8 protein-coding genes are annotated in these 14,294 nt (G+C 61.4%); 3 read left to right on the plus strand and 5 right to left on the minus strand.

Features of this window, described 5'->3' with window-relative positions:
• Window positions 1–23 precede the first annotated feature (23 nt).
• The 3 genes from QMK55_RS23860 to QMK55_RS23870 all read left to right on the plus strand — a co-directional run bounded on the left by QMK55_RS23860 (window position 24) and on the right by QMK55_RS23870 (window position 6,139).
• Window positions 24–674, plus strand: a complete 651-nt coding sequence (locus QMK55_RS23860; RefSeq protein ID WP_102356895.1) for a GNAT family N-acetyltransferase — start codon at window positions 24–26, stop codon at window positions 672–674.
• A gap of 66 nt (window positions 675–740) precedes the next feature.
• Complete coding sequence (locus QMK55_RS23865; protein ID WP_102356896.1) at window positions 741–2,468, plus strand: autotransporter assembly complex protein TamA; 1,728 nt, start codon at window positions 741–743, stop codon at window positions 2,466–2,468.
• Entirely contained in the window at window positions 2,465–6,139 is a 3,675-nt protein-coding gene (locus QMK55_RS23870; protein WP_320330078.1) for a translocation/assembly module TamB domain-containing protein, read from the plus strand. Before QMK55_RS23865 ends, QMK55_RS23870 begins: the two co-directional genes overlap by 4 nt.
• 205 nt (window positions 6,140–6,344) lie before the next feature.
• On the opposite strand, the gene QMK55_RS23875 is transcribed toward QMK55_RS23870, so the two are convergent.
• The 5 genes from QMK55_RS23875 to QMK55_RS23895 all read right to left on the minus strand — a co-directional run bounded on the left by QMK55_RS23875 (window position 6,345) and on the right by QMK55_RS23895 (window position 14,274).
• The gene (locus tag QMK55_RS23875; RefSeq protein WP_320330079.1) at window positions 6,345–8,831 is read right to left on the minus strand and encodes a fimbria/pilus outer membrane usher protein; all 2,487 of its coding nucleotides are present in this window, start codon (window positions 8,829–8,831) and stop codon (window positions 6,345–6,347) included.
• A gap of 85 nt (window positions 8,832–8,916) precedes the next feature.
• Window positions 8,917–9,666, minus strand: a complete 750-nt coding sequence (locus QMK55_RS23880; RefSeq protein ID WP_320330080.1) for a molecular chaperone — start codon at window positions 9,664–9,666, stop codon at window positions 8,917–8,919.
• Window positions 9,667–9,738: 72 nt separating this feature from the next.
• Window positions 9,739–10,332 carry a fimbrial protein gene (locus tag QMK55_RS23885; protein ID WP_102356900.1) on the minus strand — a complete coding sequence of 198 codons (594 nt, stop codon included), beginning with the start codon at window positions 10,330–10,332 and terminating at the stop codon, window positions 9,739–9,741.
• 105 nt (window positions 10,333–10,437) lie between these two features.
• Window positions 10,438–11,085, minus strand: a complete 648-nt coding sequence (locus tag QMK55_RS23890; RefSeq protein ID WP_102356901.1) for a response regulator — start codon at window positions 11,083–11,085, stop codon at window positions 10,438–10,440.
• Window positions 11,086–11,106: 21 nt separating this feature from the next.
• Window positions 11,107–14,274 carry a hybrid sensor histidine kinase/response regulator gene (locus tag QMK55_RS23895; RefSeq protein WP_320330081.1) on the minus strand — a complete coding sequence of 1,056 codons (3,168 nt, stop codon included), beginning with the start codon at window positions 14,272–14,274 and terminating at the stop codon, window positions 11,107–11,109.
• Window positions 14,275–14,294 lie beyond the last annotated feature (20 nt).

Consider the following 14,294-nt stretch of genomic DNA (forward strand, 5'->3'; position numbering starts at 1 on the left):
CGCCCCGGGGGAGAATCACCGTCATGCCTGAAACCCAGACCGCCATCGCCGACATCCACATGCTCGACCGCGGCTACTCGCGTGAAGCCCGATCGCTGCTGTATCAGGCCTATCGCCACGAACCGACCTTCGGCTTCCTGTTCGAAGCCGAGCGCCCCGGCTATGAGCAACGCGTGCGGGCCACGGTGCGCGAACTGGTCAAACAGCATTTTCTGCAGGATCTGCCAGCGATCGGCCTGTTGGTCAACGACCGCCTGATCGGCATTGCCCTGATCGCGCCGCCGCAGCGGCGCCTGGGCATCACCGAGAGTTGGGCGTGGCGCCTGCGCATGGTGCTCAGCACTGGTTTTCGCTGCACCCGGCGTTATCTGGAATATCACGATGCGGTGGCCGCGTGTGTGCCCAGCGACTCGGTGCACATGTTGCCGCTGCTGGGGATTCACCCGCAGTTTCAAGGCAAACACTTCGGCGAGCAGTTGCTGACAGCGGTGCACAATTGGTGCGCAGTCGACGAAACCTCCCAAGGCGTGGTACTCGACACCGGCAACCCGCGTTACCTGGAATTCTATAAACGCCAGGGTTATGAGGAGATTGGCGAAGTTGCCATCGGCCCGGTGCGCGAACACGTATTTTTCCACGCCAATCCGCAGGTGTTACAAACTGCAACAGCATGACAATCGAACTTCTTGGGAAATTTCCTGTTCTATCACGCTCCCAAGCCCGTGATAGCATCCGCCCCTATGAAGTTTCCAGGAAGATTTACCAGTGGCGTGCTCATGCTGTTAACCAGCTGTGCGGCGCTGGCGCAAAGTGAATTGGACGTGCGGATCAAACCGTCCAACGATGAACTGAAAGCCAATATAGAAGGCTATATCGGTAGCCTCGGCGATCGTGACGAACAAGCCTTGCTGCGCTTCAGTCGCGGGGCCGAAGAGCAGGCGCGCAAAGCCGCGCAGGCCCTGGGCTATTACCAGCCGCAGATCGACAGTGACGTGAAGGGCGGTGAAAAACCGCGCCTGGTGCTGAACATCGATCCCGGCGAACCGATTCGCCTGCGCAACGTCACCCTCCGGGTCGACGGGCCTGCCGCCTCCCTCAAATCCTTTCGTGTGCCGAGCAGCGACACGCTCAAGTCCGGTGCCGTCCTCAACCATGGGCGTTATGAAGACGCCAAACGCCTGATCCAGAACCAGGCCTCGCGCTTCGGCTTTTTCAGCGGCCATTTCACCAGCCAGAAACTCATGGTCGATCCTCGCGCCGGGGTGGCCGACGTCGAACTGATCTACGAAAGCGGCCCGCGTTATGCGTTGGGCAACGTCAGTTTCGAGGGCGATACGCCGTTCGACGAAGACCTGCTGCAGCGCATGGTGCCGTTCAAGGCGGGCGATCCGTACGACTCCGAGCTGATCGCCGAACTCAACCGCGACCTGCAATCGAGCGGCTATTTCGAAGGCGTGCGGGTCGATGCGGCGCCGACGGCGGCGAAGAACGACGTGATCCCGGTGGACGTCAAACTCGACACGCGCAAGCCGCGCACCATGGGCCTGGGCCTCGGTTATTCGACCGACGTCGGCCCACGGATCAAGGCCAACTGGACCCGCCACTGGGTCAACCCGCAGGGCGACAGCTATGGCTGGGAGGCCGAACTGTCGGCGCCACGGCAGAACGTCGGGCTGTTCTATGACATCCCGCTCGACCCGCCGCTGACCGACAAACTGCGCTGGGCCGGTGGTTATCAATACGAAGACATCGACGGCTCCGACACCCTCAGCAAGCTGCTGACCTTCGGCCCGGAATGGCACAGCAAATTGCCCAGCGGCTGGCAGCGGGTCATCTCGCTGAAATGGCAGCGTGAGGAATATCAGCTCGGCGACGACTCGGGCCTCAGTACCTTGTTGATGCCAGGCATCAGCTATTCGTACCTGAAGAGCGACAACCGCATCGACCCGCACAACGGCTATCGCCTGACCTTTGAAAGCAAAGTGGCGAAAGAAGGCCTCGGCTCGGACAACAACTTGCTCTATGGCACCGCGTTGATCAAAGGCCTGACCACCGTATTCGACAACCACCGCTTCCTTGGTCGGGTGCAGGTCGGCGGCAGCGCCACCAACGGCTACAACTCGGTACCGCCATCGCTGCGCTTCTTCGCCGGTGGTGATCAGAGCGTGCGCGGTTACGACTACCAGAGCCTGTCTCCGGAAAACTCCAAGGGCGACCGCATCGGTGGGCGTTACATGGTGGCCGGCAGCGTCGAGTATCAATATTCGATCGCCGAGAAATGGCGGGTCGCGACCTTCGTCGACCAGGGCAACTCTTTCAACAAACTCGAACTGCCGAACCTCAAGACCGGGGTCGGTATCGGTGTGCGCTGGGTCTCGCCGGTGGGGCCGATCCGCCTCGACCTGGCCCACGCGCTGGACGACGATGGCGGCATCCGGCTGCACTTTTCCATGGGGCCTGAGCTGTGAAGCGTGGTTTGAAAATAGCGGCACTGACGCTGCTGGCGTTGCTGTTGTTGATTGTATTGAGCATCAGCGCGGTACTCGGAACGCAGGCGGGCAGTCGTTGGGCGCTGGGCCTCGTGCCCGGCCTGACGGTCGAAAATTTCCAGGGTCGCCTCGGCGGACAATGGAGCGCCGATCATCTTTTGTGGCAGCAGGACAGCAGTCGGGTCGAGCTGAACAAGCCGATCTTCGCCTGGTCGCCGCTGTGCCTGACCCGCATGACCCTGTGCATCGAACAGCTCAAGGCAGATCAGGTCATCCTGCAATTCCCACCGAGTGCAGACACCACTGAAAGTGGTCCGGTCAAACTGCCGGACTTGCAACTGCCGGTGGCGATCGAGCTGGGCGACGTGCAGGTTGGCAGTCTGCTGTTCAACGGCAGCGAGCAGCTCAAGGGCCTGCAGCTGGCGGCGCACTGGACTGCCCAGGGCCTGCAGATCGACAGCGTCAAACTGCAACGCGACGATTTGAGCCTGAACCTCTCCGGCCTGCTGCAACCGACCGGCAACTGGCCGCTGAACATTGCCGGCGACCTGACCCTGCCGTCGCCGGGCACCGGCCCCTGGACGCTGGCGCTGAAGGTTGACGGCGATCTGCTGAAAACCCTCAACCTGCATGCCGACAGCCACGGTTACCTCGACGGCCAGTTGAGCGGCGAGCTGCAACCGCTGGCGCAAAACCTCCCGGCCAAGGTGCGCATCACCTCGGACGCGTTCAAACCGAGCGCCGATCTGCCGGACACTCTGCAGCTCAATCAATTGGTGCTGACCGGCGAAGGCGATCTGAAAAACGGTTATCAGTTAAACGGCAACGCCACGCTGCCGGCCGATAAAGGCCCGGTGGCGCTGCTGCTCAACGGCAAGGTTGACGCCAGCGGTGCGCAGATCGCCGGCCTCGACCTGACGGCGAACGACAAGCAAAGTCTCAAGCTCACCGGCAGTGTCGACTGGAGCAAAGGCCTTACCGCGCAAGCCAACATCAACTGGCAGGATTTCCCGTGGCATCGGCTCTATAACGAAATCGACGAGCCGCAAGTCGCGTTGCGTACCTTCACCGGCGAAGTCTCCTACACCGACGGTCAGTACATCGGTAACTTCGCCGCCGCACTGGACGGTCCTGCGGGGGCGTTCAGCCTGAGCAGCCCGTTCAGCGGCAGCCTGAAACAGATCGCCTTGCCGCAACTGAAGATGGAAGCCGGGCAGGGCAAGGCCGAAGGTCATGTCAACGTGCAGTTCGCCGACGGTATCGCCTGGGACACCGCGCTGGAGCTGTCGGCGCTGAACCCGGCGTACTGGGTCGCGGAGTTGCCGGGCACCCTGGCCGGGCCGCTGAAAAGTAAAGGCGAAATGAAGAACGAGCGCCTGAGCCTCACCGCCGACCTCGACCTCAAAGGCAGACTGCGCGGGCAACCGGCGATCCTCCAGGCCAAGGCTGACGGTGCCGGCGAGCAATGGAACCTCAACGCCCTGCAAATTCGCCTCGGTGACAACAGCATCAGCGGCAAGGGCAATCTGCAACAGAAACTCACCGGGCAGATCGATATCAAGCTGGCGCGTCTGGCCCAACTCTGGCCGCAGCTGCGTGGTCAGGTCACCGGCCAGGTCAACGTCGCCGGGACGCTGAAAGCACCGCAAGGCAAACTCGGCCTGCAAGGTTCGCAACTGGCGTTCCAGGACAATCGCCTGCAAAGCCTCAACCTCGATGCCAGCCTCGACAGTGCGCAACGGGCGAAGATCGATCTGAAGGGCAGCGGCATTCAGGCCGGTGACACCAACCTCGGCGTGTTGACTGCCAGCGCCCAGGGCGACATCAAGAGCCAGAAACTCAACCTCGACCTGCTCGGGCCGAAGCTGAAACTGGCCCTCGGCCTGGACGGCAATCTGAACCAGGGCAACTGGCGCGGGCGTCTGGCCAGCGGCGATATTCAGGCCGGCGGTCAGGACTGGAAACTGCAGAATCCGGCCAAACTGGAACGCCTGGCCGACGGCAAGATCAACTTCGGCGCGCATTGCTGGATGTCCGGCAATGCCAGCCTGTGCGGTGAAGACCAGCGGCTGATGCCCGAGCCGAAACTGCGCTACCACCTCAAGCAATTCCCGATCGAAAGCCTCGCGCAATGGTTGCCCAAAGACTTCGCCTGGCAGGGCAAGCTCAACGCCGACCTGCAACTGGACCTGCCGGCCAGCGGCCCCAACGGCGTGGTCAGCATCGATGCCAGTGGCGGCACCTTGCGCATGAAGGAAAAGGATCAGTGGCTGGACTTCCCGTACCAGACCCTCAAGCTCAGCAGCAAACTCACACCGAAGCGCATCGACACCGACCTCAACTTTGTCGGCGGCAAACTGGGTGAACTGATGGTGCAGGCGCAGCTTAATCCACTGCCGAAAAACAAACCGCTGAGTGGCTCGTTCCGTCTCAGCGGTCTGGACCTGTCGGTGGCGCGGCCGTTTGTGCCAATGGTCGAGAAACTCACTGGGCGCCTGAACGGCAGCGGGACGATTTCCGGCGGCTTGCTGGCGCCGCTGGTCAACGGCACGGTCAAACTCAGCGACGGCGAAGTGTCCGGTGCCGAGCTGCCGATGGAACTCAAGGACCTGCAACTGCAAGCGGTGATTGCCGGTGAGTCGGTACGTCTGGATGGCGGCTGGAAAAGCGGCAAGACCGGGCAGGGCAGCCTCAACGGCAATGTCGCCTGGGGTCAGGCGCTGGTGGTCGATCTGGCGCTCAAGGGCACGCAACTGCCGGTGACTGTCGAGCCGTACGCCAAGCTGGAAGTGGCACCGGATCTGAAGATTTCCATGGCCGATGATGAGCTGAAGATTGCCGGCAAGGTGCAGGTGCCCAGAGGCGAAATCACCGTGCGTGAACTGCCGCCATCAACGGTGAAAGTCTCCGATGACACGATCATCGTCGGCGCGCAGACCGAAGAGGGCAAACCACCGATGGCGATGAAGATGGACATCGACGTGGTGGTCGGCGAAGACAAACTGAGTTTTGCCGGGTTCGGCCTGACCGCCAACCTGCAAGGTCACGTGCACATCGGCGACAACATGGACACCCGTGGCGAGCTCTGGCTTAACGACGGCAAGTACCGCGCCTACGGCCAACGGCTGACGGTGCGTCGTGCGCGGCTGCTGTTTGCCGGCCCCATCGATCAGCCGTATCTGGACATCGAAGCGATTCGCCAGACCGACGACGTGATCGCCGGCATTCGCCTGAGCGGCAGCGCCGAGCAACCGACCACGCAGATCTTCTCCGAACCGGCCATGAGCCAGGAGCAGGCGTTGTCGTATCTGGTGCTGGGCCGTCCGCTGAGCACCAACGGCGAAGACAACAACATGCTCGCGCAAGCGGCGTTGGGTCTGGGTTTGATGGGCAGTTCCGGGGTCACCAGCGGTTTGGCCAAAGACCTGGGGATTCAGGATTTCCAGCTCGACACCCAGGGCAGTGGCAACACCACCAGCGTGGTCGCCAGCGGCAACATTTCCGAGAAGCTCAGTCTGCGTTATGGCGTCGGCGTGTTCGAACCGGCCAACACCATCGCGCTGCGTTACAAGCTGAGCAAGAAGGTCTATCTGGAAGCAGCGAGCGGCGTCGCCAGCTCGCTGGATATCTTCTACAAGCGCGATTTCTAGGTCGCACCTGTTTATTTGAACCGAGGCGCGGCCTTCGCGAGCAGGCTCGCTCCCACATTCGATCTGTGCCAGGCACGGATTTGTGTGCGCTCGAAATCCCCTGTGGGAGCGAGCCTGCTCGCGAAGGCGTCTTCTCATTCATCGATAACGCTGAGGCTGACGACCTCTTCGCGAGCAGACTCGCGCCTGATTCGATCTGTTGGCATTACTGGGACGGGCGGCACACCAGCGAGGCCCGCTCGTAGTTCAACGCTTTGTCACGTTCGGACAGTGCATACGGCGCCTCGCAGCGCTGGCCCTGCCAGTTGATGGTCAGGGTGCCGGTGTCGGCTTCCACCAGCGCCAGTGCCTTGCCGCTCGGGTCGGAGATCGCCAGTTGCTTGCCGGCGCTGTCTTCGAGCGACGCGCCAAACGGGATCGGTTGGTGCTGCGCGTCGAACAAGGCGAACTGCACGCGTCGTCCGGTCTTGCTGGTGTAACGCGCCAGCACCACCGCACCGCGGCGCGGCACCACTTGCCGGGTCGCATTGTCGATCTCGACATCACCGCCCAGGTCACGGGTATCGAGGTTGATCCAGTTCACCCGATAAGGCTGCGCGTTGGGTACCACCGCGAAGCCGTTGCTGCCGGTTTTGGCCCCGGAGAAGCTGCCGATTTTCACCCCTTCCACGCCTTCGACCTGCGCTAGCGCGAATGTCTCGCCCACGGTTTGTCCCAGGTTGATGCCGCCGGCATGGCCGACGATCGAACCGGCCAGATTCAGGTTCTGCGAGTTGTAGCCGCGTCCCTGGCTGTAACCGGCGCTGATGTCCATCACCGAGGTGCGGGTGCTGAGGTTGACCGAACCGCTGCTGCCGCCGGTGCTGCTGTTGCCGCCTTGCACCGAGTAATAAGTGTCGCTGTCTTCCGACAGATAGCCGTTGATGCCCATTTGGGTGCTGTCGTTGCCTTTCTGCGTGCTGGCCGAGACAAAGGCCCGTGGCGCCCGGGGTTTTGAACCCAACGGGAACGACACGGACAGGTTGACCAATGTGTCGTTGTTCGCCGGCCCGTAGTTGCCGACATCCTTGGAATACGTCGCGCCGAGGTTGTAACTGACATCCCCCCAATAGTTGCTGTAACCCGCCGACAGGCTTTGTGAACCGCCACGGCCCCAGTAACGCTGGTCGCTGGCGTTGATGTAGACGCTGCCAAATTCCTGGTTGCGCCCCAGGCTCTGGTTGACGGTCAGGTCGGTGCGGGTTTTCGAGTTGCCGGTGCGTGGCTGGCCCTCGCTGCTCAGTTCCTCGACGTGCTCGGTGAGGGTGCGATAGCCCTCGGTCGAGTAGCGGTAGGCGGCGAGGGTGAAGTTGGTGTCGGTGCCGGTGAACGTCTTGGCGTACAGGGCGCGCAAGCTGTTACCGGTGACCGCCTGACCGAAGGTGCGACTGCTGGAGTGGGTCAGGTCCAGCGAGACTGCGCCGATGGCGGTATTACGACCTGCACCCACCGACAACGCCTGAAAATTCTCCGACGCCTGTACCCCGACGATCCCCGACAGGTTGCTGCTGATGCCATACGCCAGCGTGCTGCTGAGAAACTGCGGTGACTGCTGATCATCGCTGTTGCTGTTGTACTGGCCGGCCGAGAGGCTGTACTTCAACTGGCCCTGGCGCACCATGATCGGCAGACTGGAAAACGCCTGCACGCTGACCCGGCGCCGGCCATCGGCTTCGATGATCGTCACTTCCAGGTCACCGTTGGAGCCGCTGGGGTAGATGTCGCTGATCTCGAACGGTCCCGGCGGCACATTGGCGGTATAGAGGATGTAGTCGTTCTGGCGAATCTCCACGGTGGCGCTGGACTGCGCAATACCGCGAATCACCGGTGCATAACCGCGCTCGCTGTCGGCGCGCATGCCGTCGTCGGACGCCAGTTTCAGGCCGCGATAACGCACGCTGTCGAACAGGTCGGCGTCGGAGAAAATATCCCCGGCACTGAACTGGCCCTTCAGGGCGGTCACGTCATGTTGCAGGTAGGTGCGGTTGCTGTTGAAGGTGCTGGGGCTGCCGGTGGTGCTGTTGAAGTTCGACTCGTTGCGCAAACGCCAGGCGCCGAGGTTGATGCCGTTGCGCAAGCCAACGTTATTGCTCAGCGTGTTTACACCCTGAGTGCTGTTGCGGCTGCTGCTCAGCTGATAGTTGATGAACGCGGCGGGCACGCCTGCGTCCCACAAGGCCGGGTCGACATAACCACGCCGGCCGCGCTCCATGGCGCTCTGCGGGACACTGACCATCAGCCGCAGACGCGGCACGTCGTAACGCACGGTGGCGTGATCGATCAACGCGGGCAGATCGAGGCAGGCGTTCGGGTCATCGCCGAGCAGTTTGCCGGCGGCCTGCAGTTTGCCGATATCGACCCCCAATTGCTGGACCATCTCCAGGGTCAGGCAGGCCTCGATCTTGCCCGTGCCCGGGTGGCGCCGGAAGTCGATATCGCGACGGCCAACCAGGGTTTCGTTGCCGTAGAGGTCGACCCGGTAAATGCCGGGCAGTACGCGACTGCTGGCGAGCAGTGATTGCACGTCGACAGAGGACGGCGCACCTTGCAGAAACGAGGTATTGAACTGTTCATCGCCATCGGCCAGGCAGGCGGAGCTGAACACCAGAGCCACCGAAAACGGCGCCCATCCGTCGCGCTTGAGTAAAAACATGCAGGAACCCTATATCACCTCCGATACGAACTAACGGAGCGAAGAGAAATACAGTGAAAGTGCGGCTGTGACAGCGGCACTCAAGTTATGGGGATTCTTTATTCAAACTGGCACGAGTATCGGCACTGTTGGAAAGTTGCGCGGCATAACGGTCTTGGGCGCCATAGTCATTAATGCTGCTGAATAACAGGCGTGCTGTATTAGCGTTGTGAAGTTGTTTTAGGCTGAACTCTTTCTGTTCGCCGGGGGCGATCATCATTGAATCAAAAGGGTGTTCGCTGACGGCGCCCGATTGCAGCGTGATATCGGCAATCGACACGTGATACTGGCCGGGGTTGTTCACCACCAGCAGGTATTTTGCGCCGCGTTCAACCAGACGCCAGGTCAGTTCGCTCGGTGCCAGGTAGGCATTGTTTTTCAGTCCCGCCGGGCGGAAGAACACCTTGATGCGCTGGCGCACGGCGAGCTGCAAGGTGTTGCTGGTTTTCGCGGCCTGGGGGATTTCCTGCACGTTGAGCCACACCACCGACTCACGGTCGGTCGGCATGCCCGTGCCTTCGTAGATCACCCGCAAGATCTGCTGCTCGTCGCCGCTGACGCGCACCAGTGGCGGTGTGACGGCAAACGGCACCGCAGCGGTGTCGCTGGCATCGGTGTCGATCCACGACTGGATCAACACATCTGCGCCACTGTTGCGCACGGTGATCCCGGCTTCCTTGTGCTGGCCGTCGAAGACCAGGCGGGTGCTGCTCAATGAAATGCCGGCCATGGCCTGATCGACCATGAGCAGGCCCAAAAGGCCCACGCAAAGGGACAATGAATGACGATAAAACATGAGGGTTACCGCGCAATTGAATGAGAGTGCGGGGCCGAGCGGCCCCGCACCAGGCTTGAAGGTTCGCGCGGGTTATTCGTATTGCAGCGTGAACGGCAGGGTGGCGTCGCCGCGACCGGCAACCACGGTTGCCACATCGGCGGTGGTGACGTAGGCGGCCGAGAATTTCAGCGTGGTGTTGCTGTCCTGCAGAGTGTTTTCGATCTTCGCGGTGGACGGCGAGCTCAGGTCGATCAACGCACCGTTGGAGTCGAGCAAGGCAATACCGATGTTCTTCGCTGCGCCCAGACCGTCGATCAGCTTCAGCACTTTAGTCCCGGCAACGATGCCCGAACCTGCACCCTTGGTCGGTTCGAAGATCATTGCGACCTTGGTCCCGGCGTTGCAGTTGATCTTCATGTCGAAGTTCTCGGCGCTCAGGGTGCCGTTGCCTTTAGGTGCAGTGGCGGTGCCCATGTCCTTGATCGACACTTCGCCCATGGCGACCGAAATGGTCTTGTTGCTGCCGGCGCCTTCAACCGAGCAGGCATCGTTGTTGATGGTGCCGGTGAAGTTGATGGTGCCGCTGCCGGCCTTGGTCGGGGTAACCGGTGGATCGGCGGCCAGGGCGTTACCGGCGGCGGCAAAGATCGAAAGGGCGAGCAGTGTGCGAGACAGCTTTTTCATGTTGTTTACCATTTGTTGGGGTTAAAACAACACGATATAGCGCGCACTTCTGACGGGACATCAGACGAATCCTAGAAACCGTTTTTGAAGTTTGCAAGTCTCCTGTTAGTTGAACAAGTTGCGTTCTATGCAATACGTCAGCAAGTCCTGATCACTGCTGACTTCAAGTTTGCGCATGGCCGATATTTTTTGCGTGCTGATCGTCTTGGCACTTCTGTTCAAACCCCGGGCAATTTCGCTGACACCCATTCCCGAGACAAATAAACGCAATATTTCGTGTTCCTTGGGCGACAGCCGGGTAAAACGTTCGTCGAGGTCGGCGCCATCGTCGATCACCGAGGTCGGCGGCGGCTCATAGCTGCGCACCGGGTTGCCCCGGGCAATGGCCTTGAGCGCGGTTTCGATTTCATTATGCAGCTGGTTTTTCTGAATGATCGCCAGTACCCCGAGCTCTTGCAGGCGCGTGAGGATCAACGGGTTGGAAATCATCGTCAGCACCAGTACGCGCACGCGGGGGAAGTGCCGCGTCAGGTACTCCACCAGTTTCAGGCCGTCACCGTAGGGTGAGTCGCCAGGCATGTTGAAATCGGTGATGACCAGGTCCACCTGCCGGGTTTCCAGCAGGTTGATCAGCTCGTTGGAACAAACCGCTTCGCCCACCACGTGAAAGCGTCTGTCCCGCTCAACCAGCTCGCGTACCCCCACCAGAACGATGGGATGGTCATCGGCAATGACAACGTTGAGGGTTTCCATGGGTGATTATCCAGAGTGAAATTATTCAAGGGTATCCAGTAGATCGTTCAATCGAGCCAGATTCTGGCGGACTTCCAGGTCCAGGGCGCGGGTCACGGCCATGCCGTGCAAACGGCACTCCAACTCGATAAATGTTGTGGCCATGGCTTCGACCTGCACCGCACCCAGCGCGCCGGCCATGCTGTGCAGTTGCTGCGCCACGCGATTGGCATCGGCGTTGTCGAGTGCCGTCTGGGTCGTGTGTATGTCCTGGCGCAGGGTGGTGACAAATAGTTCGCGCATTTTCGCTGACAGCTGAATCGGCGGTGCGCTGATGGCCGGCAGGGCAATCTTGCCGTGTTTTTCCAGGTGCGCGCGCAGGGTGGCAAGGTTCAACGGCTTGACCATCCAGGCGTTCATGCCCACGGCGGCGCAGCGTTCGCCTTCTTCGCGCAGGGCGTTGGCGGTGACGCCGATAATCGGCACGGTCGGATCCTGTTGGCGTAACGCCGCCGCCAGTTGGTAGCCGTTCATGCGCGGCATGTTGACGTCGGTCAGCACCAGATCGAAGCCTCCCGGTGACCACTGCGCCAGCGCCTGTTCGCCATTGGCGGCGACGACCACCGTGCAGCCCAGCACCTCCAGTTGCTCCTTGATGATCGCCGAGTTGATCACGTTGTCTTCCGCCACCAGTACGTGCAGATTCAAGCGCCGGGTCTTTTCCGTCGGCAACGGCTGACTGTCGCTGCCGGCGCCATGCAGGGCCTGATGAATCGCCCAGGCAATTGCGCGGACATCGTCGGCATCGACTTCCCGGTCGGCACCGCGCAACTGCGACGGGTCGGGGCCGCATGCGGTGGCAATGATCCGTGGCCCTGGCCACGGCGGGGTGTTTGCCAGTGGCGAAAGCTCTACCAGCAGCGCCGATGACAGGGGCGTATCGGCCGTCAGCGCACGGCAGTCGAGGCCGAAACGGTTGAGCCAGGCTATCAGGTGCTGTGCCAGTTCAGTGACCTGGGCACGCACATAAACGGCGGGGGTGCCGGGATTGAATGCAGGGCAATCGGCCAATGCGCCGGGCGTGCGTTCCAGTGCCAGTTGCAGGGTGAAGCTGCTGCCCAGGCCCGGTTCGCTGACTACGTTCAACTGGCCTGCCATCAACTCGCACAGCCATTTGCAGATGGCCAGTCCGAGGCCGGCACCGGCCTGTTCGGTGGCGTCGTTGACCTGATAGAAAGGGTCGAACAATTGCTGTTGCTGCGCCTGGGAAATCCCCACCCCTGAATCGCTGACCTGCCACTGCACGCTGGCGCGGCCGTCGACACTTTCCAGCACGCGTACCCGCAATACCACGCGGCCGTTATCGGTGAACTTGATCGCGTTGCTCAGCAGGTTGTTGAGGATCTGGCGAATGCGTATCGGATCACCGCGCAGCCGATCCGGCAACGTCGCCTCGATGCAGGCATACAGTTGCAAGCCCTTGGCGCGGGCGAAGGCGCTGTAGGTGTGCACGGTGTCTTCGGTCAGTTCCAGCGGGCAGAAATCCTGCAGTTCGAGGGTCATCTGCCCGGCTTCGATTTTCGACACATCCAGCACATCGCTGATCAGCTGGAACAACGTGGCGGACGAGCGCTGGATGGTCTGCAGGTAATCCTGCTGGCGCGGGGCGAGCGCGGTCAGGCCGAGCAGTTCCAGAGTGCCCAGCACCCCGTACAACGGTGTGCGAATCTCATGGCTCATGGTCGCGAGGAAGCGGCTCTTGGCCTGGTTCGCCGAGTCGGCGGCATGGCGTGCATCTTCCAGCGCCGCCGCGTCTTCGACATGCCGGGTCACGTCATGCAGCGCACAAAGCCAGGCATCCTGACCCTGATAGCGGGTGGGCACGAAGGCGACGTGCAGGTGGCGCCCGTTGAGTTCGAGATCGGCGTGGCCGGGGTCGGTGCGCGAGGTGAGCAGGCTCATCAACTGGCCGTTGTCGCGCCACTGCTGGGCGCGCTGGTTTTGCACAAGCACGTGGTGATCGCTGCGACGGATCACGCACAGGCCGATCGGCGCCGTGTCGATCACCGCTCGGCTGAATGCCTCGCTTTCGGCGATGCTGGCGTGCGCGCTTTGTGCGGGCAGGATGACCCGGGTCTGGTACCAGCGATTGATCGCCCGGCTGCATCCGAGCACCGCCACTACCAGCGCTATCAGGCCCAGCAACGGCCACAGCGCGTAATCGAGGAAGCTCTGCACACTGATGACGTAGATCGCGGTCCAGTGTTGTTCGCCGGGGCTGCTCAGTTTGAACACCAGGCCGTCGCGGTTGAAATTCACCCCCTCATCCAGCACTTGGCCGGGTTTCAGGGCACCGGTCAATACCACGCCACGCGGAGTGATCAAGGTGAAGTCGTCGTAGATCGACCACTGCATTAAGCGCTCGATGTTATTGACCTGGGAAAGGTTCAGCAGCGAGGCCACCACCACCCAGGTGTTGGCCCCTTCGATGGTCAGCGTCGTCGTGGCCAGGTTTATATCGACGTAAGCCAGAAGGGTCGGTGCGCTCTTGTCTGTCTGAGCGGGAGCGTAGGGTTCCCAGTACACCTGATGAGCGTCTTGTGTTGAGTTTTGTACCCGCAGTCGCTCGTTGACCTGGGTCATCACCTCTACCAGCGCACCCACCTGCATCCGCACGGCGCCGCGTATGCGCCCAGCCGAAGGCACCGCCACATCGAAGTTGTCGGGGCCGTTGAGCAGGATCACCTGGGGCGACTGATAATGGGAGGCGGCCCAGAACGCGCTGTAGTAGGCGGCCAGGTAAGTACCCAGCGCAAAGACTTTTGGGGATTGATCGGCGGTGATCCTGTTCGGATCGATCTTTACGCTGTAGGGCAGGGAGAACGGCATGCCCCGGCCCTCATAGATGTTCGGGCCTTCTTCGGGCAGGGGCTTTTGCATATAGGTGGGCAAGGTAGCCCAGAAAGGCTGATCGCCCTTGGTGCTTGCCTGCGAGATATCGCGCAGGAACACTTCCTGTTCGCGGATATTCTCCATCAATCGGGCAAAGTGAAACTGCAAGGTTTCGCGCCGCTCTTCGATCATGCGCGTCACCCCCAGATAGCTGACGCCCAGTAACAGCAACACCAGGGCGCCGAGCACCAGCAAGCCTTTGTTCAGGCGCGATGAACTGCTGGCGAGTTTCTCCAGGAAGGCGTTGTGGCGTGGCATCAGCGTGCCTGGGCAACAGT

This window comes from Pseudomonas sp. P8_229 (genome assembly GCF_034008635.1).
Classification (GTDB): domain Bacteria; phylum Pseudomonadota; class Gammaproteobacteria; order Pseudomonadales; family Pseudomonadaceae; genus Aquipseudomonas.

Bases quoted from the DNA above. Each gene is read 5' to 3' on its own strand.
- QMK55_RS23860 (WP_102356895.1), top strand. From the start codon at position 24: ATGCCTGAAACCCAGACCGCCATCGCCGACATCCACATGCTCGACCGC.
- QMK55_RS23865 (WP_102356896.1), top strand. From the start codon at position 741: ATGAAGTTTCCAGGAAGATTTACCAGTGGCGTGCTCATGCTGTTAACC.
- QMK55_RS23875 (WP_320330079.1), bottom strand. From the start codon at position 8,831: ATGTTTTTACTCAAGCGCGACGGATGGGCGCCGTTTTCGGTGGCTCTG.
- QMK55_RS23880 (WP_320330080.1), bottom strand. From the start codon at position 9,666: ATGTTTTATCGTCATTCATTGTCCCTTTGCGTGGGCCTTTTGGGCCTG.
- QMK55_RS23885 (WP_102356900.1), bottom strand. From the start codon at position 10,332: ATGAAAAAGCTGTCTCGCACACTGCTCGCCCTTTCGATCTTTGCCGCC.
- QMK55_RS23890 (WP_102356901.1), bottom strand. From the start codon at position 11,085: ATGGAAACCCTCAACGTTGTCATTGCCGATGACCATCCCATCGTTCTG.
- QMK55_RS23895 (WP_320330081.1), bottom strand. From the start codon at position 14,274: ATGCCACGCCACAACGCCTTCCTGGAGAAACTCGCCAGCAGTTCATCG.